Origin of the sequence: Rhizobium rosettiformans W3 (assembly GCF_004912135.1) — a bacterium.
Lineage (GTDB): Bacteria > Pseudomonadota > Alphaproteobacteria > Rhizobiales > Rhizobiaceae > Allorhizobium > Allorhizobium rosettiformans.
Genome location: NZ_STGU01000013.1, coordinates 98,640 through 120,108, shown reverse-complemented (window position 1 = coordinate 120,108; position 21,469 = coordinate 98,640). Strand labels below are relative to the sequence as shown.

The following is a 21,469-nucleotide window of genomic DNA, read 5'->3' as shown; positions in this document are numbered from 1 at the left end:
TCTTTACTTGCGAAGACCCCGCCCCCGAGGCGGGGTTTTTCGTTTGTGCGGAAATCGTAAGGATTCCAGCAAGATCGCCTTGAACGTCGATCTCCACCTTGCCCTCAACAGGCGTCAGCACGATCTGATCTACCAACGAGCGAATGGTGTCGGATGCCTCTACCCGCTTGCCCTCTTCTTCATCCTGAAGCGAGTCGTAGAGCTGCTGGATGCGCTTGCGGTATTGCAGCGCCATGCTCGGGTGCAACAGGGCCGGCGGCTCGTCAGCTTCGGCCAGGAACAGTTGCAGTTCCTTCTTCCGCTTTTCCAAGCTCACCATCTTCGCATTGAGAGCGTCGGCAGCGCCGCCTTTAAGGATCAGGTTGAGCAGGGTTTCGAGTTCCCGATCAATCTTCGCGATCTCGGCTTCCGCCGAGGCAATACCGGCGCGGCCTTCCATTCGTAGGCGGTTCATCTCTTGCGTGAACACCTCGCAGAAATGGGCAAACAGCTCAGGGTCAACGAGTCGGGTGCGCAGCGCATTCAGCACGCGCGATTCCAACTCGTCGCGACGGATATTGACGCAGTTGTTACAGGTGCCCTTATTGCGAGCTGTAGAGCATCCGATCAGCGTTGCCGAGATCGCGGAGTACCCGCCACCACAGCATGAACATTTGGTGAGGCCCGAGAAGAGGTATTTTGGGCGCCGCCGATGATTGACAGTGCGGACATCCGTGCAGCCGTTGTCGTCGCGGGTGAGCTTGTTCTTCTCCTGCCTTGCCTTCACAGCATTCCAGAGATCATCGTCGAGGATCCGAAGCTCTGGTGTCTCCTGGATGACCCATTCCGATTCGGGGTTGGGGCGCGCCTGCCGCTTTCCGGTGTTCGGGTCCTTTACGAAGCGCTGCCGGTTCCAGACGATCTTGCCGACATACATCTCATTATTGAGGATGCCGTTGCCACGCTTCGGGTTGCCGTTGATCGTGCTGAAACCCCAGTCGCCGCCCGAAGGAGCCGGAATGCCGTCCTTGTTCAGTGCAACGGCTATGGTCTTGGCCGACTTGCCGGCCGCGTAGTCGCGGAAAATGCGGCGAACGACGGCGGCCTGGTCTTCGTTGATGGTGCGGTCGCCGCGAATGGGTTCGCCATTGGCATCCAGCTTCTTGACCACATCGTAGCCATAGGAATTGCCGCCACCCGATTTGCCAGCCTCGACACGGCCGCGCTGGCCGCGGCGGGTCTTGTCGGCAAGATCCTTGAGGAAGAGGGCATTCATTGTGCCCTTGAGGCCGACATGCAGATGGCTGACCTCGCCCTCCGACAGGGTGAATATCTTCACATCCGCATAGGACACGCGTTTGAAGATTCCGGCGATGTCTTCCTGATCACGCGAGAGGCGATCCATAGCCTCTGAGAGGATCACGTCGAAGCGACCAGCCATGGCGTCGGTCATCAGAGCCTGGATGCCCGGACGGATCAGCGAAGCGCCGGAGATTGCGTGGTCGGTATATTCTTCGATGACGTGCCAACCTTGCTTTTCGGCGTGGAGGCGGCACATGCGAAGTTGGTCGGCGATGGAAGCGTCGCGTTGATTGTCGGAAGAATAACGGGCGTAGATCGCGACTCTCAAAACATGGCTCCTATCCGCATCAGGAGGTGCGTTTCCTCCTTTGCCTGGATAACGTCACTTCCTCTGCAAAGCATTCCCGTGCCGCCTGCTTTGCCAGGATGCCGACCAGACGCAGAAGGCGAGGGTCGGGAATGCCGCGCGGCGTAAACGTCAACTCCGGCTCGTCCAGCAGCAAAGATTCGAGCAGCGCTTCGCGCTCGGCTCCTGTAATCTTTGCTGTGTTTTGTGGGGCTCGCAAGGTCATAACTGACAGCATTCGTCCCATGCTCGGCATAAGCAATGGAATTTACAGGCGAACATTCGGCGGCGATCAGTATGCCGACGCGTGTCATGGCGTGCGGGGGCGTAGTCTGGCGAGCCGTGGCATAGTGAAATGACCTGTCGGAATCGATCGCTGTCGCCGTCATCTTTCGCCTCGATACTACCCCATCGGAAGCTGTTGCTTGTGGATGCGACTTTATCGTATTGTATTTAGAGATACAATATGCCATCTTCCGACCAAGGACAATCGCCATGGCCAACACTGCCGAACGCAAGGAATATCCGATCTCAATGCGTCTGCCCGAGGCCGATGTTGCCATGATCGATCGTGCTGCCAGCCTGCGCGGCCGCTCGCGCACCGATTTCGTGCGAGATGCCGCTGTGCGCGCGGCCGAGGAGGTCGTCATGGAGCAGGGCCTGATCCGGATGAGCCCGGAAGGCTTTGCTCAGTTCATGGATGTGCTGTCGCGCCCGGCCGCTCCTGTTCCGGAGATGGTTGAAGTGCTGAAGCGGCCTGCGCCGTGGGAGCCCGGCTACGCGGCGAAGCGGTAACCCCTTGCTGCTTTCAGGACCCGAGCCGCTTTCCGCCGACCACGATGTTTCCCAGTTTTCCTGTGGCAAGCCGACGCTCGACCACTGGCTGAAAACCCGAGCGCTCTCCAATCAGCAGAAGGGCTTTACCGCCGTTCTCGTCGTGCATGAGGCAGGGCGTGTGGTGGGATATTACGGCCTTGCACCAATAGCCGTTGTGCCATCGGTGCTACCGCGCTCCATCCGGACGGGGCAGCCGCCTAATCCAATTCCCTGCATGCTGCTTGGTCAGCTCGCGACCGACATCGGCTCCGCCGGGGTGGGCATCGGGACTGGCCTTGTGAAGCATGCCCTCCAACGCTGCGTTCAGGCCGCATCGCTGATCGGTGGGCGGGCATTGATGGTCAACGCCGTCGACGGGGAGGCTGCCGAACTCTGGCAGCGCCGAGGATTTGAGCCTACCAGAGATGATGAACTGGTCCTGTTTCGCTCGATCAGCGATATTGCTGCGTCGCTCCGTGAGGCTGGAAGGTGAATAGCCCCATGTTTGGTGGACGTCTTCCTTGCTAAATTGAGGCAAGGACCTGCGCCGAACATTTAAGACGGTGACCGGCAAGGCGAGGATCTCGAAGGAAATCCGCGACCGCCTCCAGAACCACGCGTTGCAGGATGCCAGCTGCGAGAAGCATGACTGCTAGGCACTACATGGTGGAAAAGCGCGCCGACATGACGAAAAGGGAAAAGTTCGTCTCCGCCACGCTTGCCAAGAAGTGCCGGAAGGGCATGCAATAGCCCGGCGTTCGACGGCACTCAGATCCTGTCTGAAAACCGATCATAAGCATCGATCCGCCGAACCGGGGGATCGACCTCATACCGATAGATTTCCGTTCTCAAGAACCGTAGTTCGGCCTCGCACTGAGCCTCGGGAACGTCAATATACCAGGCGCGCGGCTGCGGGCCGGGATCGCCGTTCCAGCGGTACCCCCGCGCTTTAAGGACATCCTTGAGGTCAAAGGGCGCGTTCTCCGCCCAGATTCGCCAAGAAACGGTACGAGCGCCGTCCAGGAGACGGCTGAGACCTGTAGCGCCAGATCGGGGCAGCCACATCGCCAACAACTCGACCGTAGCAAGACAGTCGTGCATCGCGCGGTGGCGGTCGTAGAAGAAGCCGGCGGCCTGAGCGAGATAGGCGAGTTTCGTGCCCTCGAACCCCTCTGCTGCCCAATCGATCTGGCTGAGCGAGCATGCCCACGGCTTCGTCGAGAACACGTCGTTGAATCGTTCGAGGAAGCGGCGGTCGAACGCCGCATTGTGCGCGATGACGAGCGAAGCCGGCGCTGCGAATGAGGCTACCGCTGCGGGATCAACAATCTGGCCGGCCACCATCTCGTTGGTGATGCCCGTGATCGCGGTGATTTCCGGGGCGATAGGCTTGCTCGGCTGACGCAGCCCTTGGAAGCTGTCGCCCACGCTGAAAATGGTGCCATCCAAGCCGTAGTTGAATGGTGTCATGGCGAGTTCGATGATCTCGTCGCGCTGAGGGTCGAGCCCCGTGGTCTCCACATCGACCACCAGGCCGAGGCGCAGCGGCGTGCCTGGCGGAGGAACGATGCGAGGGCGCGGTTTGAGACGCCGGATGACCCGGTAGTCTCCCGTGGCCTCCAGCGCCTGCGCCAGGGTCTCCAGATGGTCAGAAGATGTCATCGTCTGAAGCTTCGTTTACTGCCATCGGCTCCCCTCCAGCGGTATCGGCCGGAGCGAGTCGAATGTCGGCGGCTCGACCTTCTTCGTGGAACCACAAATCGACCACGGCGGTATCGTCGCTGCGCGGCCGCGGTGATGCCTCCCGCACCCTGAATGTCGTCGGGAGATTGACCGATGTTCCGAACACCAGCGCGTGCTGCCGAGGCAATGACGGCAAACGCTTCAAGACCGAATCCGAGATGAACGGCGTCATCTGCCGAATCTGAGAAAGATCGTCGGGGTTCTGGATGCGGTGAACCAGGAAATTGGAGCACTGGCTGAGAACCGTCTTGGACAGTTCACTCGGGCGTTGCGATGCCAAGAGCACGAACATGCCGTACTTGCGCCCTTCCTTGGCGATGCGCTCGAATATCTTGGTTGCGTCGATGGAAAACCGGGAGGGCGTTGAGGCAACGTACCTGTGAGCCTCTTCGAGGAGCAGATGTATCGGGAAACGGTTTCTTGGTTCCGCATGGCGAAGGAACCGAAAAAGCATGCGTGCGATGACCGCACTGACCAACTCAACGATTTCATCTTCGACGGAGTTCAGATCAATGATAATGACTTGATTGCGTTTGGTGAACGCTTCGCCAACAACCCTTCCCAGACCGACGATGTTGGTCAAGAATTCCAGATCGCTTACAGCCGCACCAACGTCAGCTCCTTCGTGACGTAAAAAGGCATATTCGGTCCTCTCCTGGAGAGATCTGAGCCGCGTGACCATGGAAGAGCAGTAATCTCGGATTTGGCGGTTGCCGTGAGCCTCCTCATAAAGGATCGCGAAATCCAGACATTCGTGCAGCTCATCGAAAGAGAACGGCGTCCGATTGTAGGCTGGTAAGGGAGCATCCTCCCGGAGCTTCTTCCTTACTTCATCCAGAAATGCCGATTGGTTGTTGCCAGAAAAATTTCCGTATTGAAAATTCGGATTGAAGCGGTTCAACAACGCCATATTCAGATCGTTCGTCGGATACTTCTGAAGAAGAGAAACGACGCGCTGAAACTTCGACACTGGGGAGTCGCCATCCGCACCTCGAAAGCACTCGATGATGCAAGTGGCGACAAAGTGCTCGCGCAGAGCCAGAGCGTCTGGCGTGTTGGCATGAAAGAGACTTGTCAGACCTAACGCCGTCCGAAGGACCGGCAGTTGCGTTCGCTCGCTCGCCTGCAAAAGCAGTTCCCACTCTGCCATTTCCAGGAACCAATGCGGCATCCGAAAGCCAGCGGTCGTCCCATCAAGGATTACGCGATGGACGCCGATGCCGCCGTCTTTTGCCAAAGGAGAAAGCGCCTCGTGATACTCGCCATTCACGTCGAAGACGATAAACGTCGCTCCGCGAGCGTGATGTTCGTCCGGTTTGCTGAAAAGGGACTGCAAGACCGAGGCGACCGTGCAGGATTTACCGCTGCCGGTATTGCCCAGGACCGCGACATGACCGCCGAAGAACTCGTTCAGACGAACTTTGACGTCGTAGTCCTCGAACACCACCGACTTGCCGATCGGTAGAACCCGATAGCGCGTGGCCCCTTCGGGTTGGCAAGCGCCGCCATCCGGGCCGACTGACGGCTCGACGGCGGTCTCGGTCTCAAAGATGCGATCGAGCTCGCCATCCAGCGCATACAGTGCGTCCGCATACAGAGACGGGAAAACCGACACACCGAAGCGGAACGCGCCGCCGCGCATCGGCAACATGCCGACGGGCACCACGTCCAGATATTTCGAGGAGCCGGCCCGGTCGAAATCGCCCCGCTCGGAAGGCGTGCTCGCATCGCGCTCACGCAGGCCGACAACCTCGACCACGACATATTCCGACTGCGACGGAATCATCAGGAATGATCCCAGTCGCGCCACATAATGCACGTCGTCGAAGCCGACGACCGTGAAGTTATCGGTGCCGACGTGCATCTCGACGACAAAGCGGTCGGCTGCAACCGAGACCACCTTGCCGATCGCCCGCTTGCGATCGTCGTGGCTCATGCTTCGCCATCCTTCGTCTCGTCGTCCCTTTTCGGCGCCAGCTCCGACAACACCTTGCGGACGGCATCATCAATCCTGTCGCTGGGGCGCTGGGGCATGAAATGCTCGACGATCATGTCGAAGTAGTGCGCCCTCGTCCCGTCGGAAGGGCCATTGCCTCCAATGATCCAAATGCGCGGATCGCGCAGCGCCCGCAGCTTGGCGATCTCTCCCTCCGTGTCGGGCGCCGCAAAGATCACCAAGCGGAAGGTCGGGATCGTCAGAGCCTGATAGATGATGTTGTTCAGGTGCTCGTCGCCGAAGGCGTAGCCGGCCGTGATGAGAACGCTCTGCTCGCGCACGATCCGGGACTGAAATTCCCGGAACAGGTCTGCGTAGGGCGAGCCGAGCGAAGAGTTCTGCTTCGCCGGCGTCGGATAGATCAGCATCTGGTTTGAGGATTCCGGCGGCCAGACCTCCTTGATCGGGAACAGGCCATGATCGTCCTCGGTCCAAGTGACCGAACCATGCAATTTGCAGAGATAGACGAAGGCGTCGACGGCGGTCCATTTGCGGCTGGCGACGTCGAGCTGCTCGGCCAGAGCATAGCGGAAGATCGCCGGGTTGAAGCGGCGTTCTACGACGCCGGAAAAACCGTTGGCATAGGGAATGCCCAGGCGATCCATCGCCAATTCGCTGAAATGATCGTAGTTGGTCGTGAACACCCAGGGCCGGGGCAAGGACCGATCGCGTAGGACCAGTTTCTTGTAGAAACGCTCGTAGAGGTCGCGCACGGTCGTGTCGCCCTCCGTGGCGAAGGCCCCTTGGGTGACACGGGTCCATAGGAAGTCCTGGACCTTCTTGATGATGCCGTCGAGAACAGCGCGATAGGGGTGAAGATCGGGATTCTCGCTCTGGCGCAGCACGAACCGTTGCGCGAACAGCACCTCCATCAAGCGTTCCAGGTTACGGCTGTAATCCTTCGCCAGGTCGACTCCGAGCGCGTCGAGATAGTCGAGTTCGTCTTTGGTCAGCCGCCACGGTGCCGGTACAGCGCCGGCTGTTGGCGGATCGCTGTAGAATCCCCCCGCGCGTGCCTTGATGGTTTCGCCGCAAAACTCCTTGGCCAGCGGCGCCATGGTCGCAATGCCGAGTTCCTTTTTGTCCTTCATCAGGGAAGAACATCCGGCGCCGAGCAGAAATGCGATGTTCTTGGCGTTCATGGCCTCGGAAATCGCCTTGCGGGCGCTCTCGATCCCCTTGTTCCAGTCCAGTTCAGATGGCTCGGCATCGCCGTCCCGCAGAAACTGGAATTTTCGCTCTTCTTCGACTTCGCTCATATACCCCCGGTCCTCCCAGTTTCTTACTTGGCTGCTCTGTTCGCGCGCGCGGCTATATCAGCGCACTGCGCCATGAGCGCTTCGAACGGCTCCTCGTCGTCGAAGAGCAGTCCATCCTCAACCATGCGGGCATAGTCATCCTCCAACGCCTTCGCGCCATCGCCGACCGGCACGAGTTGCAAGCCGCCGCTGACAGCCGCTGCATAGTCGATCGGCGTGCGGTCGGCGGCCTTCTCTGCGAAGAACATCGACTTGTGCCGAGCGACAGCGTTGGCCAGGTCGCGATCGGCAAAAGCGGCTTCCGCGAAGCCGGCTTCGTCCAGTCGGACAACATCGTGCCAATGTCGCGCGAAGCGGTCACCGCGCAGCCGCTCCTGGAGGCAGAAGACGTGGATGGCGGTCGCCTTCTCCCAGAACGTCCGCTCCGCGTGCATGACGCGCGGCCGCGCCGTCGGGAAGAGCAGCCCCTCGATCAGGCCGGCCGCGTCGCAGACGACGTCGCGCAAGCTCGCGGGTTCGCCCGTCGAGCGCGCGCCGAACTCCAGCATGACGCTTGGAGCCACATAGCCGGACCCGGCTGCGGTCGCCTCATAGTCGATGAAGAGCTTCTCATCCTCGACGCGGACGGCCGCCGCCAGACCTTCGACGGCCAGTGCGGTCTCGATCACAGGCTGCACGGTTTCCGCGACCCATGCCGGTAACCGCCGACGGACCTCGCTGGACCAGCGCTTTTCCTCGCTTCGTGTCTTCGGCAGACCCTCGCCATTGTCCCCGACCAGATCGGGCGCAATCGCCCGAATGTCGTAGGTCAGATCCACGTCCTCCGAAAACCGGCGAATGACCTGATAGGCTTTCGACAGCGACGTGCCGCCCTTGAACACCAGATGCTCGCCGAGCGGTGCCGCGTAGAGGGTCGCCAGCGCCCACACCACCCACACATCCTTTTCGAGAAGATGGGTGGGGCGACCCGAACGGTCGGCAGCGACGCCCAGTGCATCACGCCGATCCTCGGCCGAAAGCTGGAGGAAAACGTCAGCCATAGGCCGCCTTTCCGACGCTCTGTGCGAGCCATGTCGGAAACTGCGGCGCGGCGGCGACCAGTTCGCCGAACACGCCGGGCGGCATCTTCCGTTTCAATGTCGTGAGCGCGGCCTCCGCCCTTTCGGGGCCGAGCCAAGCCAGCGCCCGCACGGCCTCCCCTGCGGGGCGGTTGGCCAGGGCCAGTTGCCAGCGCGGCGCGTGCCGCAATTCGACGACCTGCTTGCCGAGGTGCATCTTTCGGCTGCGTCCGGAGGTCAGATAGACCGAGCGGACGGGCACCTGCGTCGTCAAGCCAAGCGCGTTCGCCGCGGCGGCTCCGTTCGAGACGATGATCTCCCCTTTTTGGGTCGCGAGGGCCTCGACAGCCTGCTCGACCGAAGGTGCGCGCGTGCCAAACCGACTGGCGATGGGACGCAGATAGACGCCACGACCGGCGCGGATGAGCTGCCCGCGCTCGGACAGACGCGACAATGCCTGATCCACGGCCGCCCGGTTTCCGAGGTGGAGCAAGCCCTTGGCGGACACGGGCATCCCTTCGGGAAGTCCCGTCGCATGTGCCAGAATCTGTTCGGTCAGCCGTGTCATCGTCTTTCTCCTGTTGGAAATATACGCGAGTTTCTGACAGTTTTCAAGGAAGTCCGGATAGGGGAACGCCTTCCCCTGCGGCCGAGCCTTGGTCTCTGCCTACCCCTTCTGCGGGGAGATCCCCGCAACGCCCCCTTCAGAGTGAGAGTACGGACGGATTTTCCGTGACGGGTTGAGGGCTGGAGGAGAGGCTTCCGGCGCCCGTCGCGGAGATCATCCCGATGGCCAGACAGGGTCGTAACCTCGCGGAAGGTGGCGCGCGCAGCAACCTTTACGACGACATCACCAACAAGATCATCGCCGAGCTGGAGCAAGGGCGGTTGCCATGGGTCCAGCCCTGGGGTGCGTCGCCTGATACCGCCCCGCTGGGCCTGCCGAGAAATGCTTCAACCGGCCGATCCTATTCCGGCATCAATATTCTCATCCTCTGGGGCGCTGTCATCCAGCATGGTTTCCCCGCTCAGGCGTGGTTGACGTTCCGCCAGGCGCTTTCGCTTGGCGGCAATGTCAGGAAGGGCGAGCGTGGCACAACTGTCGTTTATGCCGACCGTTTCACCCCCGAGGACGAGAAGCGCCGTGCCCGCGAAACGGGTGAGGATGCGCATGCCATTCCGTTCCTGAAGCGGTTCACGGTCTTTAACGCCGCGCAATGCGATGGCCTACCCGATGAGATCACGGCAGTCGCGCCGCCACCGCCGCCGGGCCTTATCGAACCTCAGGTCGAGGCGTTGATCCGGGCCACCGGCATCGACTTCCGTATTGGCGGCAATCGCGCCTTCTATATGCCGTCGCTCGACTATGTGCAGGTGCCGCCTCCGCAAGCCTATTTCGAGCCGATCAACTGGCACAGGACGGCCCTGCATGAACTGGGGCACGCCAGCGGCCATCACAGCCGCCTCAACCGCGATCTGACCGGCTCGTTCGGTTCGAAGAAATACGCCTTCGAGGAGATGATTGCCGAACAGACCGCAGCTTTCAGTTGCGCCGCGCTCGGGATCGTGCCGACCGTCCGCCATGCCGATTACATCGGATCGTGGCTGGAGGTCATGCGCGAGGATTCCCGCGCCATTGTCCGCGCGGCCTCGCAGGCCAGCAAGGCGGCGGACTGGCTGCTGTCGCATCTGCTTGCCGAAGACACCGGGGAGTCGGATGCGAGCGAAACCGACCGGAGGGCGGCGGCATGATCCTCCTGACAGGCGCACAGCACGACCGCCTGCTGGCCAATGGTCGCCAGCGCGATCAAGATCACATCCCCGGTCGTGAAGTTCTTCAATCCCATCGGTGAAGGCGTCTGGCTCGCTACCGAGCTGGATGAGGATGGCGACATCATGTTCGGCCTGGCGGATCTCGGCCATCCCGAACTGGGTTCGTGGAGCCTTGGCGAGATGCAGTCAGTCCGGCTGCCATTCGGCATGGGCATCGAGTGCGATCTGCTGTTCACCGGCGATTTCCCGATCTCGGTCTGGGCCGAGGCCGCCCGTGAGACCGGCAGCATCCGCGCCGCCGAGCGTTTGCTCTACGGCGTCGGCGCGAGCTTTTCCCGCACATCCGCCGATACAGAAAACCGGAGTGCCTGATTTCCGGGTTTCAGGTTCTGCGGCTGGCGTCGCTCTCTTCAGAGGAAGAGGGCGGCGCTTCGCTTCGTGACGGGCTGATAGCCGGAGAGAGAGGCTCACCGGCGTCCGTCATGGAGTAACTGACATGGCCACTGCCGTTCAGAAGATCACCCTGTCGTCCTCGCGCGACATTCCCTTCAACAAGCTGGTGCTCAGCCAGTCCAACGTCCGGCGCGTCAAGGCCGGCATCTCGGTCGAGGAACTGGCCGAGTCCATCGCCCGCCGCGGCCTGATCCAGTCCCTGCATGTCCGTCCGGTGGTGGATGCCGGGGGCAAGGAAACCGGCATGTTCGAGGTGCCCGCCGGCGGTCGCCGGTTCCGGGCGCTGGAACTGCTGGTCAAGCAGAAGCGCCTCGCCAAAAGTGCGCCGGTCCCGTGCGTGGTGTCGGAGGCCAGCGCCGATGTGCTGATCGACGAGGTATCGCTCGCCGAGAATATCGAGCGCGCTCCGCTGCATCCGCTCGATCAGTTCCGCGCTTTCCAGGCCATGCGCGAAAAGGGCATGACCGAGGAAGCCATCGCCGCCGCCTTCTTTGTGGATGCCAAGGTGGTGAAGCAGCGCCTGCGTCTGGTTTCCGTCTCACCGGCATTGCTCGACGTCTATGCCGAGGACGGCATGACGCTGGAACAACTCATGGCCTTCAGCGTCAGTTCTGACCATGCCCGTCAGGAGCAGGTCTGGGAAGCGATCAGGGATGGCTGGCAGAAGGAACCCTACCACATCCGACGCCTGCTGACCGAAACCACAGTCCGCGCCGCCGACAAACGGGCGGTGTTCGTTGGTATCGATGCCTATGAAGAGGCTGGCGGCTGCGTGCTGCGTGATCTCTTTCAGCAGGACGATGGTGGCTGGCTGCAAGATCCGGTGCTGCTCGACCGGTTGGTGGGCGAAAAACTGAAGGCCGAGGGCGAAGCCATCGCCGCCGAGGGCTGGAAATGGATCGAGGTCGCCATCACCTTCCCCTATGGTCACGACCATGGCCTACGCCAGATTGTCGGCACCACGGTCGATCTGAGCGAGGAGGAACGCGCCACCCGCGAAGCATTGCGCGACGAGTATGACCGGCTTGAAGTCGAATATGGCGAGGCGGACGAGCTGCCTGACGAGATCGACGCCCGCTTGGGTGAGATCGAACTGGCTCTGGAAACCTTCGAGCGCCGTCCGATGACCTTCGAGCCGGACCAGATCAGCATGGCGGGTGTCTTCATCAGCATCGACGCCGATGGCGCATTGCTGATCGAGCGCGGCTATGTTCGCGCCGAAGATGAAACGCCTGCGGAACCGGAAGCTGAAATCGTTGACCCGGAAACCGGCGAGGTGATCCAGCGGTCAGAACCGGAGGTAAGCCGCATGGGTGCAGTTATCACGCTGGGCGGCCAGGCGGTCGAAACTGAGGAGGAAGACGAGGCCGACATCATCAAGCCGCTGCCCGATCGCCTGGTCAGCGAGCTGACCGCGCATCGCACGCTGGCGCTGCGGGATGCGGTGGCAGTAAACCCGCATGTCGCTATGACGGCACTGCTGCACAGGCTGGCCATGGATTGCTTCATGCCGCATTCCAGCAAGGGATGCCTCGAAGCCCAGGTCCGGGAGGTTCATCTGCCCGCACAGGCCGAGGATCTGCGCGACAGCGCGTCGGCCAAGGCTATCGCTGACCGCCACGAACGCTGGTGCGATCATGTCCCGGCAGACGATGCCGCCCTCTGGGATTGGCTGACCGATCTGGACGATGGGTCGCGCATGGAGTTACTCGCCCATTGCGTCAGCTTCGGTGTCAATGCGCTCTATGAGAAGCCGAACCCTTACAGCGGCACGGGCGTCAGCCAGCACGGGCTGGACATCCGCCTGTCGCAGGCTGACCGGCTGGCCCGTTCGACCGGCCTCGACATGGTGGCCGTGGGCTGGCGGCCGACGGTCGGCAATTATCTCGGCCGCGTGACCAAGCCGCGTATCCTTGAAGCTGTACGTGAAGGGGCCGGAGACCGGGCCGCCGAGTTGATCGGACATCTCAAGAAGGGCGACATGGCCAAGGAAGCCGAACGCCTGCTGGCGGAAACCGGCTGGCTGCCTGAGCCGCTGCGCATGGCGGACGAGGGTATCGAAGTCGACCCGGCATCGGGCATTGCGGCGGAAGCCGACAATCTGCCCGATTTCCTCTCCGGCGATGGCGAGGACGACCCCGCTGACGATGAGGAAGAACAGCATATGGTCGCTGCTGAATAGCACTCATGCGGGGCGGCTTCGGTCGCCCCGTTCTAACCGCTCCGTTTCCGTAACTCGCCCGATCCTCGTGATCGGGCTTTTTCTTTGGAGAGCCGCCATGGCTGCCAGCATCGACGTTGATGAAATATTTGCTCAGGATCGGGAAAACCGTCCGCTGGAGCGTACACTGCCCTGGGAGGAAAGCCGCGACGGCATGACCGTTGTTGTGGAGCCAAAGCCCCATTGGGCCGAAGATATGCGCGTTTTCCGGCTCGATGCCCGTGAATACTGCCGCTATGCCGAATGGACTGCCCATGGCGGCCGTGCGCGCTTCTATGGTCACATCGATACATCGGGCGACGATCTGATGATGAAAGCCCGCGCGATGGTTGCCCGCGAAATTGCCGATGGGCTTTGGAGCTGAAGACCCGATCGCAGGGTCTCTGGCCGTGAGGATGGGATGTCTGCACCGGACGGGCCCAATCCGGCTTCACCATGCAATCCGCCATCCCGATCAGGACAAGCGGCAGCCATCTCTGGCCTGAAGGAACACGATCCTGATGCCAGCATGGTGGCAAGGCTGACGCGGCAGAGCATCTGCGACGGGTATCCGGCATCCTGTCAGATGCGAAAAACCACCCCCGCTTCCATTCGCAAACCTTGGTCCGATCCGTCTCTTTGACATTCAACCCCAAAGGGGTCGGCTTACGCGCGCGTGCCGCCCTCGGGGATTCGGGAAAAGTCCGAACGCCCTCGGGTGATTGCAGATCCGGTCAGACACTTCGGGCGCCTGTCGCGCGGGGGATGGTCCCCCGCCTCCCAAAGACAGGAGCCGGAACCCATGTCCTATGCAGATGCCACCGCCTTCGCCGCCAGCCTTGCCGCCACGCTGATGGTTTCGATCGTTGTGTTCCAGGCCGGAGACGGCACCCACGCCGCGTGCCCTGCCGCCGAGTTCGACGGCGACGACGACATGGTGAAGCTGGAGCTGGACCCGTGGGAATAAGGCGCGAAAGCGCCTCATCCCCGACGGCCCGAGCGCGGAAGCCCGCGCTTCGGGCCTTCAGCGCCTCGCGATGGTTCCCATCGCCGGCAGCGGAACCGGGAACGAGCCCGGTCAGAGAGGAAGAGTGCGGGCCGTTCGGCCGTGACGGGTTGAGGGTCGGAGAGAGAGGCTCACCGGCGCCCGTCATGGAGTGATCCCGATGACCTTTGCCCGTTCCGAAACCTTCCGTTCCATCGGCCAGATTCTGGCTGCCGATGTTCTGCCCGCGCTTTATCGGTCGCAAAAGCTGCCGCTGCGTATCTCATGCCTTGGCGTGGCCAGTTATGACGCCAGTGACGCGGCGAACGGTTTTGACCGCGTGATCCCGCTTGGCGAATGCCCGTCACCGGAAGAGGCCATCCAGGCCGCAGCCTTGCGCCTGTCGCGCGGTGATATTCGCACGGGGCCGGACAGCTTTCCGTATTTTCAGCCGCGCATCATGCTCATTCAGGACCGAGATCAGCGCCTGGTCCTCGCCGGTGAAATCCGCGCCGGCATTATCCTCTGGCAACAGCCAGTCGCATCCGATGCCGAGGCACGCAGGATCGTGACCGAGGCCAGCCGCCTGCGCAGTATGGCATTCCGGGCCTCGGACCCCGGTGATGCGAGACGGCTGCGTTACCGCGCCGCTGCGCTGGAGGCCCGATTGGTCGATCCCTTCTGGCGCGAAACCTCGGCCGATCTACTCCGCCTGCCACAGGCCGCCTGAGCTTCACCCATTTCATCCCATTCGGCTCGGCCATACGCCGAGCCATGTCATGTCCGGAGACCGTCATGGCCGACTATTACATGCACTTTTCCTGCCTGCTCGACGTAGGCACCCCCGCAAACGCCGCCCGCGCGCTCGATCTCTACAACGCTCTGGCAGATGACAATGCCGCTGAGGATCCGCCCTCGGATGGCTTCCTGCTCTCCATCCAGCCAGAGCATGGCGGTACGCAACTCTGGATGCGCGATGATGTCACGGGTGACCCTGAGCATGTCATCCAATTCGTCAAACGCTGCGCTGCCGAATTTGGCCTGAGCGGATTGTGGGGTTTCCAGTACGCAAATAGCTGCTCGAAACCGCGCATCGACGGATTTGGTGGTGGGGCGCATGTCCTTGATCTCGCCACCGGCGAGACAGTGGACTGGATCTATACCGATGGCTGGCTTTCCTCGGTTCTGGAAGGGAGAGCCCCCTATGCCTGAGGTCATCGAAACCACCGTCTATCGCCTCAACGAATTGTCTGATGCGGCAAAGGACAAGGCCCGTGCTTGGTATCGTGAGGGCGGCTTCGACTATGACTGGTACGATGCCGTCTATGAGGATTTCCAGCGCATCGCGGAAATCCTCGGGTTGAACCTCAAGACCCGCACCGTCCGATTGATGGGCGGCGGCACCCGGCAGGAACCCTGCATCTGGTTCCGCGGCTTCTGTTCACAAGGTGACGGTGCGTGCTTTGAATCGTGGTATTCCTACCGGAAACATGCTCCGCGCCTTATCCGGGAGCACGCACCGCAGGACACCGAATTGCATCGTATCGCCGATGCCCTTCAGGGGGTCCAGCGCCGCAACTTCTATCAGCTTCGCGCCGATGCCAGCCATCGCGGCCATTATTATCACGAATACTGCATGTCGATCACGGTCGAGCGCGACAGCCCGACCTGGCAGGACATGACGGCGGATGCCGAGGAGGCGGTCATCGAGGCGCTGCGCGATCTGGCCCGCTGGCTCTACCGCCAGCTTGAGCGCGAGTATGATTATCTGTCCTCGGACGAGGCTGTCGATGAAACCATTGCCGCCAATGAATACACCTTCACCGCAGCTGGTCGCCGCTTCGGATGATCCCGAGAAGACACTGACAAGCGCCCCACCGTCCGGTCGGGGCGCTTTTTTTATGCTGCGCTTTGAGAGTCAGAGGCGGGCCGGAAGGGGTTAAGTCCGGGCGGTCGAGAGAGAGAGCGCTGTTCGGACTCTTCCATTTCTGCTCTCCTGAGGTTTCCGACATGAACATGGTGTTTCCCGTGGCCGATCCGGTCACACCACTGGCGGCTGCGCCCGCGATTCTGGCTGCGGCTAATCTTTTGCTTCCGTCTCTCGAACGCGGTGAACGCATCGATGCCGCCACCTTGCGCCGTGCTATGGAAACGGCCTTCGGCGCGTCCGACGCTACTGGCGTCTGGGACTGGAAGCTGGCCTATGAGGCGTGCGAAGTCGCTACCGTCCTTTTCTTACGCAAATACGGAAAGGCGCTTTTCCGTAAAGCCGCGTCTCCGGCGGCACGGCTCTCCGTGCTGGCGAAGATCGCGGCGCTGTTGCCCACGCAGACCCGGCGTTCCGAGGAAAGCCAAAACCTCCAGCAATTTTCGACGCCGATCCCGCTCGGCCTTACCGCTCTGACGGCTGCCGCGATTACGCCCGATGACAGGGTGCTGGAACCATCGGCGGGCACCGGCCTTCTGGCGATCCTGGCGCAGACCATCGGTGGCTCGCTGATCCTCAACGAACTGGCCGAGACCCGCGCCGATCTGCTTGCCCAGATCTTTCCGGCTTTTGCCGTCACCCGCTTCGACGCCGCCCAGATCGATGATCATCTGGCTCCGGATGCTGTCCCGTCCGTGGTGCTGATGAACCCGCCATTCTCGGTCATGGCCAATGTCAGCGGGCGTGTGTCCGATGCGGCCTACCGCCATATTGTCTCGGCGCTGGCCCGTCTTGCCCCCGGGGGCCGCCTTGTGACGATCACCGGCGCAGGCTTTGGTCCCGAAGCTCCGGCATGGCGGGATGCTTTCATCCGCTTGCAGGCCCGTGGTCGTGTGGTGTTCAGCGCCGCCGTCGATGGTGCGGTCTATGCAAAGCACGGCACCACGTTCGACACGCGGCTGACCGTGATCGACAAACGGCCCGCCGACGATCCGGCCAGTTTCCCGGCCTCGCCGGGGATCGCGCCTGATGTTGCCACGCTGACCGAATGGATTGAGGAGCATGTTCCGCAGCGTCTCCCGGTATCATTGCCGAAGATCGTGGTGCCCGCTTCGGCGACCGCGCCGAAAACCGTGCGAGGCTATCTGGCCCGCGCGACAGCCACACGGCCTGCCGCTGCCCCGGCTAACGATCCCGAAGGCGTCGAACTCACCTATGAGACCGTGGACTGGACGCCACCCGAAGGCGCTCGCCTGTCTGACGCGATCTACGAGGAATATGCGATGCAATCGCTGCGTATCGCTGGTGCACAGCCGCATCCGACCAAGCTGGTGCAATCCGCCGCTATGGCCTCGGTCGCACCGCCCAAGCCTTCCTACCGGCCCATGCTGCCGCCCGACATCTGCGCGCGTCTGTCGGACGCCCAGCTTGAAACCGTGATCTATGCCGGTGAAGCCCATGCCGATCATCTCGCCGGCAGCTGGACCGTGGACGAGCATTTCGACACTGTGAGCGCCGCGCCCGAGGATGCTGCCGGATCGATCCGCTTTCGCCGGGGCTTCATGCTCGGTGATGGAACCGGCGCTGGCAAGGGTCGCCAGTCCGCCGCCATCATTCTCGACAACTGGCTTCGCGGTCGGCGCAAAGCGATCTGGATCTCCAAATCCGATAAGCTGATCGAGGACGCGCAGCGCGACTGGTCGGCGCTCGGCATGGAACGGCTGCTGGTCACGCCTCTGTCACGCTTCCCTCAAGGCAAGCCGATCATGCTGTCGGAAGGCATCCTTTTTACCACCTATGCCACGCTACGCTCCGACGACCGGGGCGAGAAGGTTTCCCGCGTCAAGCAGATCGTCGAATGGTTGGGGTCCGATTTCGATGGAGCCATTATCTTCGACGAAAGCCATTCCATGCAGAATGCCGGTGGCGGAAAAGGTGAGCGCGGAGATGTCGCCGCCTCGCAGCAGGGACGTGCGGGCCTTCGGCTCCAGCACGCGCTGCCCGATGCCCGCGTGGTTTATGTCTCGGCGACCGGCGCCACCACCGTCCACAATCTCGCCTATGCGCAGCGCCTCGGCCTCTGGGGCGGTGAGGACTTTCCGTTCCAGACGCGCGCCGAATTTGTCGAGGCGATCGAAGCCGGTGGCGTTGCGGCCATGGAAGTGCTGGCCCGCGACCTGCGATCCCTCGGCCTCTATACCGCCCGCTCACTCTCCTATGATGGCGTCGAATATGAACTGATCGAGCATCAGCTCACGGACGAACAGCGGCACATCTACGACTCATATGCTGCCGCCTTCGCCGTCATTCATGGGAATCTGGACGCGGCGATGGAAGCCGCCAACATCACCGGCAGCGAGGGGACGCTGAACCGGCAGGCGAAGTCTGCTGCCCGTTCGGCCTTTGAAAGCACGAAGCAGCGCTTCTTCGGCCATCTGCTGACCTCCATGAAAACCCCGACCCTGATCCGGTCCATCGAGGCCGATCTGGAAGCGGGCCATGCCGCCGTCATCCAGATCGTCTCGACGGGCGAAGCCCTGATGGAACGGCGGCTGTCCGAGATCCCGACCGAGGAATGGAACGATATTTCCGTCGATGTCACGCCGAGGGAGTATGTCGGCTCGTATTTGCAGCATTCCTTCCCGGTGCAGCTCTATGAACCCTTCACCGATGGCGAGGGCAACCTGTCGTCACGCCCCGTCTTCCGCGATGGTCAGCCGGTGAAATGCCGTGAAGCCGTGGCGCGGCGCGACGAGATGCTGGAGCAGCTGGGTTCGCTTCCGCCTGTCCCCGGAGCGCTCGACCAGATCGTGCAGCGCTTCGGCACGGATATTGTGGCGGAGGTCACGGGCCGCTCACGCCGGATCGTGCGCAAGGGTATTGGAGCAGCGGCCCACCTAGCCGTCGAGAACCGTGCGCCTTCTGCCAACCTTGCCGAGACTTCGGCCTTCATGGATGATCAGAAGCGCATTCTGGTCTTCTCGGATGCCGGTGGCACGGGGCGCAGCTATCACGCCGAACTCTCGGCGCGAAACCAGCGGCTGCGCGTGCATTACCTGCTGGAGCCAGGCTGGAAGGCAGATGCCGCCATTCAGGGGCTGGGCCGCACCAACCGCACCAATCAGGCGCAGCCGCCGCTCTTCCGGCCCATCGCCACGGATGTCAAAGCCGAGAAGCGCTTCCTTTCGACCATCGCCCGCCGCCTCGACACGCTGGGCGCGATTACACGCGGCCAGCGCCAGACAGGCGGTCAGGGGCTGTTCCGTCCCGAGGACAATCTGGAATCCGCCTATGCCCGCGATGCGCTGCGCCAGCTCTATCTGCTGATCGTGCGCGGGAAGGTCGAGGGATGCTCGCTCGAACGGTTTGAATCCGCCACCGGCCTGAAGCTGATGGACAGCACCGGTGTGAAGGACGAACTGCCGCCGATCACCACCTTCCTCAACCGCCTGCTGGCGCTGACCATCGAATTGCAGGGCATCCTGTTCTCGGCCTTCGAGCAGCTTCTGCAGGCACGGATCGACGGAGCAATCGCATCCGGCACCTATGATATGGGGCTGGAGACGCTGAAGGCCGAAAGCTTCATCGTCACAGACCGGCAGGTCATCCACACCCATCCGGGCACCGGCGCGGAAACCCGGCTCCTGACGCTCACCGAGCGCAAACGCAATCAGCCGGTTACGCTCAATGCCGCCCTGGCGGAACTGGATGATCCCCGCGCAAGATTGCTCATCAACGAGCGATCCGGTCGCGCTGCCGTTCAGGTCCCGACCACCAGCGTCATGCTGGATGATGGTGAGATCGAAAGGCGCGTGCGGCTGATCCGGCCGATGGAAGCGATGAACATTCCGGTGCGGGCGATGGGCGAGACCCATTGGATCGAGGCTGACCGTGCCGCCTTCACCACAGCCTGGAAGGCGGAACTGGCCCAGGTGCCGGAGTTCACCGACAGCATCCTGCATATGGTGACAGGGCTGCTTCTGCCGATCTGGAAACGCCTGCCGCAGGACTCCGCCCGCGTCTATCGGCTGCAGACCGACGAGGGCGAACGCATCATCGGTCGCCGGGTATCGCCGGCCTGGGCCGCCAATGCTTCGACCAGTGGCGTCACCAACAGCCTGACACCGGACGCCGCCTATGCAGCGCTGATCGAAGGTCGCACGATCCTTGATCTCGCCGAAGGGCTGCAACTGCGCCGCGTCCGCGTCATGGGCGCCAACCGGATCGAACTGACCGGCTTTACCGATGCGATGCGTGACCGGCTGCGAGCCTATGGCCTCTTCAGTGAGATCATCTCGTGGAAACTGCGCTTCTTCGTGCCCGTCGATGTAACGGGACCGGAGATCATCGGCAAACTGCTTGACCGCTTTTCGGCCCTGCGCATCGGTGAGCGGGAGGCCGCATAATGGCGCGTCTCAATGCTTCGGAACTCGCGCAGCGTCTCAGCCGACAGGCCGAGGCGGTGTGCCGCCACTATCTGTCGAATGGTCGCAAACAGGGCAATTACTGGCAGGTTGGCGATGTCCGAAACACGGCTGGCCGCTCCATGTTCGTCCGGCTGCACGACAGCGTGAAAGGCATTGCCGGTAAATGGCAGGACTCGGCCACGGGGGAATATGGCGATCTGCTGGACGTGATCCGGAACTCGCTCGGCCTGATCGATTTCACAGACGTTGCCGAAGAAGCCCGGCGCTTCCTCAGCCTGCGGCATCCTGAACCGCAGCCGCCATCCCGTCAGTCTCGCCCGCCAGCACCATCGGGATCATCGGAGGCCGCACGCCGACTCTGGCGCATGACACAGCCGCTCATCGGCAGCATTGCAGAAGCGTATTTGCGCGGACGCGGCATTACGGATTTACGCCAAACCGCAAATCTGCGCTTCCATCCCAACTGCTACTGGCGGCCCGAGGACGATGGCCCGACGCAAGCCTGGCCGGCAATGATTGCCGTCGTCACCGACCTCGATGGCAGGATTACCGGCGCACACCGCACATGGCTGGCCCCGGACGGCTTCGGCAAAGCACCTGTCGATCCGCCGAGGAAGGCAATGGGCGACCTGCTCGGACACGCGGTTCGTTTCGGGGATGCGCAGGATGTCATGGCAGCAGGCGAAGGTATCGAAACCATCCTGTCGCTGCGTCAAGCTCTGCTCACCATGCCGATGGTTTCCGCACTCTCGGCCGGGCACCTCTCGGCCATCCAGTTCCCGCCGCATCTGCGCCGTCTCTATGTTGTCCGCGATAACGATCCGGCAGGTGACAGCGCTCGCGATAGTCTGGTGGACCGGGCGGTTGATGCCGGGATCGAGGCCATCACGCTCTCGCCCATGATGGGGGACTTCAACGAAGATCTCACAACGCATGGGCTGGGTGCCGTTCGAGCAGAGATCCGGGTGCAAATCGCTCCCGAGGACGTCAGCCGTTTCATGGCTTCAAGTGCATAGCCGGTACGGGGCCGTGATCGGGCCGTTCCGATCTTCTCATGCGCATAGGCTGCATCCTGTCATCAGCAGAGGACCGCGCCTTGGCCTTCCAAGAGGGCGATCGGCCCACAAACGCTCCGGTCAGGCAATGGCGGCGCCCGACTGATTTCCGTCGACGGGCAAGCCCGTCTTTACAGCGCGAAACAAATC

At 62.1% G+C, this 21,469-nt stretch carries 18 protein-coding genes and 2 pseudogenes; 13 read left to right on the top strand and 7 right to left on the bottom strand.

The features are described 5' to 3' along the window. Both FAA86_RS19835 and FAA86_RS19830 read right to left on the bottom strand, forming a co-directional pair. The coding region (locus tag FAA86_RS19835) for a recombinase family protein (protein ID WP_136542782.1) at window positions 1-1,609 on the bottom strand (1,609 nt) is incomplete at its 3' end. A gap of 19 nt (window positions 1,610-1,628) precedes the next feature. Beyond that, complete coding sequence (locus FAA86_RS19830) at window positions 1,629-1,865, bottom strand: hypothetical protein (RefSeq protein WP_229825708.1); 237 nt, start codon at window positions 1,863-1,865, stop codon at window positions 1,629-1,631. 257 nt (window positions 1,866-2,122) lie between these two features. Between FAA86_RS19830 and FAA86_RS19825 the strand changes: the two genes are divergently transcribed. The 3 genes and pseudogenes from FAA86_RS19825 to FAA86_RS25175 form a co-directional block, all read left to right on the top strand. Beyond that, window positions 2,123-2,422, top strand: a complete 300-nt coding sequence (locus FAA86_RS19825) for a type II toxin-antitoxin system TacA family antitoxin (RefSeq protein ID WP_024707726.1) — start codon at window positions 2,123-2,125, stop codon at window positions 2,420-2,422. Between the two features lie 4 nt (window positions 2,423-2,426). Continuing rightward, window positions 2,427-2,936, top strand: a complete 510-nt coding sequence (locus tag FAA86_RS19820) for a GNAT family N-acetyltransferase (protein WP_123639860.1) — start codon at window positions 2,427-2,429, stop codon at window positions 2,934-2,936. 43 nt (window positions 2,937-2,979) lie between these two features. After that, window positions 2,980-3,193, top strand: a pseudogene (locus FAA86_RS25175) (site-specific integrase); the annotation flags it as partial. 18 nt (window positions 3,194-3,211) lie between these two features. Here the strand turns inward: FAA86_RS25175 and FAA86_RS19815 are convergent. The 5 genes from FAA86_RS19815 to FAA86_RS19795 are packed head-to-tail and all read right to left on the bottom strand — an operon-like array spanning window position 3,212 to window position 9,067. Next, window positions 3,212-4,105 carry a 3'-5' exonuclease gene (locus FAA86_RS19815; protein WP_015740125.1) on the bottom strand — a complete coding sequence of 298 codons (894 nt, stop codon included), beginning with the start codon at window positions 4,103-4,105 and terminating at the stop codon, window positions 3,212-3,214. Beyond that, window positions 4,092-6,122, bottom strand: a complete 2,031-nt coding sequence (locus tag FAA86_RS19810) for an ATP-binding protein (RefSeq protein WP_066478977.1) — start codon at window positions 6,120-6,122, stop codon at window positions 4,092-4,094. The genes FAA86_RS19815 and FAA86_RS19810 overlap by 14 nt, the downstream gene beginning before the upstream one ends. Beyond that, window positions 6,119-7,441 carry an SIR2 family protein gene (locus FAA86_RS19805; protein ID WP_136542781.1) on the bottom strand — a complete coding sequence of 441 codons (1,323 nt, stop codon included), beginning with the start codon at window positions 7,439-7,441 and terminating at the stop codon, window positions 6,119-6,121. Before FAA86_RS19805 ends, FAA86_RS19810 begins: the two co-directional genes overlap by 4 nt. A 23-nt stretch (window positions 7,442-7,464) precedes the next feature. Further along, a complete protein-coding gene (locus FAA86_RS19800; protein ID WP_136542780.1) occupies window positions 7,465-8,481 on the bottom strand; it encodes a nucleotidyl transferase AbiEii/AbiGii toxin family protein in 1,017 nt (338 codons plus the stop codon). Continuing rightward, window positions 8,474-9,067, bottom strand: coding sequence for a DUF6088 family protein (locus FAA86_RS19795; protein WP_024898646.1), 594 nt, complete (start codon window positions 9,065-9,067; stop codon window positions 8,474-8,476). Before FAA86_RS19795 ends, FAA86_RS19800 begins: the two co-directional genes overlap by 8 nt. A 221-nt stretch (window positions 9,068-9,288) precedes the next feature. On the opposite strand from FAA86_RS19795, the gene FAA86_RS19790 reads away from it, so the two are divergent. The 10 genes and pseudogenes from FAA86_RS19790 (at window position 9,289) to FAA86_RS19750 (ending at window position 21,280) form a co-directional block, all read left to right on the top strand. Then, a complete protein-coding gene (locus FAA86_RS19790) occupies window positions 9,289-10,251 on the top strand; it encodes an ArdC family protein (protein ID WP_100237024.1) in 963 nt (320 codons plus the stop codon). Continuing rightward, window positions 10,248-10,644: pseudogene (locus FAA86_RS19785) on the top strand (DUF2958 domain-containing protein). The gene FAA86_RS19790 and the pseudogene FAA86_RS19785 overlap by 4 nt, the downstream one beginning before the upstream one ends. Window positions 10,645-10,768: 124 nt before the next feature. Further along, complete coding sequence (locus FAA86_RS19780; RefSeq protein ID WP_066704144.1) at window positions 10,769-12,907, top strand: ParB/RepB/Spo0J family partition protein; 2,139 nt, start codon at window positions 10,769-10,771, stop codon at window positions 12,905-12,907. 97 nt (window positions 12,908-13,004) lie between these two features. Then, a complete protein-coding gene (locus FAA86_RS19775; RefSeq protein ID WP_009450568.1) occupies window positions 13,005-13,310 on the top strand; it encodes a hypothetical protein in 306 nt (101 codons plus the stop codon). Between the two features lie 417 nt (window positions 13,311-13,727). After that, complete coding sequence (locus tag FAA86_RS24675) at window positions 13,728-13,892, top strand: hypothetical protein (RefSeq protein WP_009450567.1); 165 nt, start codon at window positions 13,728-13,730, stop codon at window positions 13,890-13,892. 199 nt (window positions 13,893-14,091) lie between these two features. Continuing rightward, window positions 14,092-14,640, top strand: coding sequence for a hypothetical protein (locus FAA86_RS19770; RefSeq protein WP_066704141.1), 549 nt, complete (start codon window positions 14,092-14,094; stop codon window positions 14,638-14,640). Between the two features lie 65 nt (window positions 14,641-14,705). Then, entirely contained in the window at window positions 14,706-15,122 is a 417-nt protein-coding gene (locus FAA86_RS19765; RefSeq protein WP_066704139.1) for a hypothetical protein, read from the top strand. Further along, window positions 15,115-15,759 carry an antitoxin of toxin-antitoxin stability system gene (locus FAA86_RS19760; protein WP_136542779.1) on the top strand — a complete coding sequence of 215 codons (645 nt, stop codon included), beginning with the start codon at window positions 15,115-15,117 and terminating at the stop codon, window positions 15,757-15,759. The genes FAA86_RS19765 and FAA86_RS19760 overlap by 8 nt, the downstream gene beginning before the upstream one ends. A gap of 161 nt (window positions 15,760-15,920) precedes the next feature. Beyond that, on the top strand, window positions 15,921-20,243 hold the full coding sequence (locus FAA86_RS19755; RefSeq protein ID WP_136542778.1) for a strawberry notch-like NTP hydrolase domain-containing protein: 4,323 nt from the start codon (window positions 15,921-15,923) through the stop codon (window positions 20,241-20,243). Then, a complete protein-coding gene (locus FAA86_RS19750) occupies window positions 20,243-21,280 on the top strand; it encodes a DUF7146 domain-containing protein (protein ID WP_136542777.1) in 1,038 nt (345 codons plus the stop codon). Before FAA86_RS19755 ends, FAA86_RS19750 begins: the two co-directional genes overlap by 1 nt. Window positions 21,281-21,469 lie beyond the last annotated feature (189 nt).

Bases quoted from the DNA above. Each gene is read 5' to 3' on its own strand.
- FAA86_RS19805 (WP_136542781.1), bottom strand. From the start codon at position 7,441: ATGAGCGAAGTCGAAGAAGAGCGAAAATTCCAGTTTCTGCGGGACGGC.
- FAA86_RS19815 (WP_015740125.1), bottom strand. From the start codon at position 4,105: ATGACATCTTCTGACCATCTGGAGACCCTGGCGCAGGCGCTGGAGGCC.
- FAA86_RS19810 (WP_066478977.1), bottom strand. From the start codon at position 6,122: ATGAGCCACGACGATCGCAAGCGGGCGATCGGCAAGGTGGTCTCGGTT.
- FAA86_RS19755 (WP_136542778.1), top strand. From the start codon at position 15,921: ATGAACATGGTGTTTCCCGTGGCCGATCCGGTCACACCACTGGCGGCT.
- FAA86_RS19830 (WP_229825708.1), bottom strand. From the start codon at position 1,865: ATGCTGTCAGTTATGACCTTGCGAGCCCCACAAAACACAGCAAAGATT.
- FAA86_RS19780 (WP_066704144.1), top strand. From the start codon at position 10,769: ATGGCCACTGCCGTTCAGAAGATCACCCTGTCGTCCTCGCGCGACATT.
- FAA86_RS19760 (WP_136542779.1), top strand. From the start codon at position 15,115: ATGCCTGAGGTCATCGAAACCACCGTCTATCGCCTCAACGAATTGTCT.
- FAA86_RS19765 (WP_066704139.1), top strand. From the start codon at position 14,706: ATGGCCGACTATTACATGCACTTTTCCTGCCTGCTCGACGTAGGCACC.
- FAA86_RS19770 (WP_066704141.1), top strand. From the start codon at position 14,092: ATGACCTTTGCCCGTTCCGAAACCTTCCGTTCCATCGGCCAGATTCTG.
- FAA86_RS19750 (WP_136542777.1), top strand. From the start codon at position 20,243: ATGGCGCGTCTCAATGCTTCGGAACTCGCGCAGCGTCTCAGCCGACAG.
- FAA86_RS19790 (WP_100237024.1), top strand. From the start codon at position 9,289: ATGGCCAGACAGGGTCGTAACCTCGCGGAAGGTGGCGCGCGCAGCAAC.
- FAA86_RS19795 (WP_024898646.1), bottom strand. From the start codon at position 9,067: ATGACACGGCTGACCGAACAGATTCTGGCACATGCGACGGGACTTCCC.
- FAA86_RS19825 (WP_024707726.1), top strand. From the start codon at position 2,123: ATGGCCAACACTGCCGAACGCAAGGAATATCCGATCTCAATGCGTCTG.
- FAA86_RS19775 (WP_009450568.1), top strand. From the start codon at position 13,005: ATGGCTGCCAGCATCGACGTTGATGAAATATTTGCTCAGGATCGGGAA.
- FAA86_RS24675 (WP_009450567.1), top strand. From the start codon at position 13,728: ATGTCCTATGCAGATGCCACCGCCTTCGCCGCCAGCCTTGCCGCCACG.
- FAA86_RS19800 (WP_136542780.1), bottom strand. From the start codon at position 8,481: ATGGCTGACGTTTTCCTCCAGCTTTCGGCCGAGGATCGGCGTGATGCA.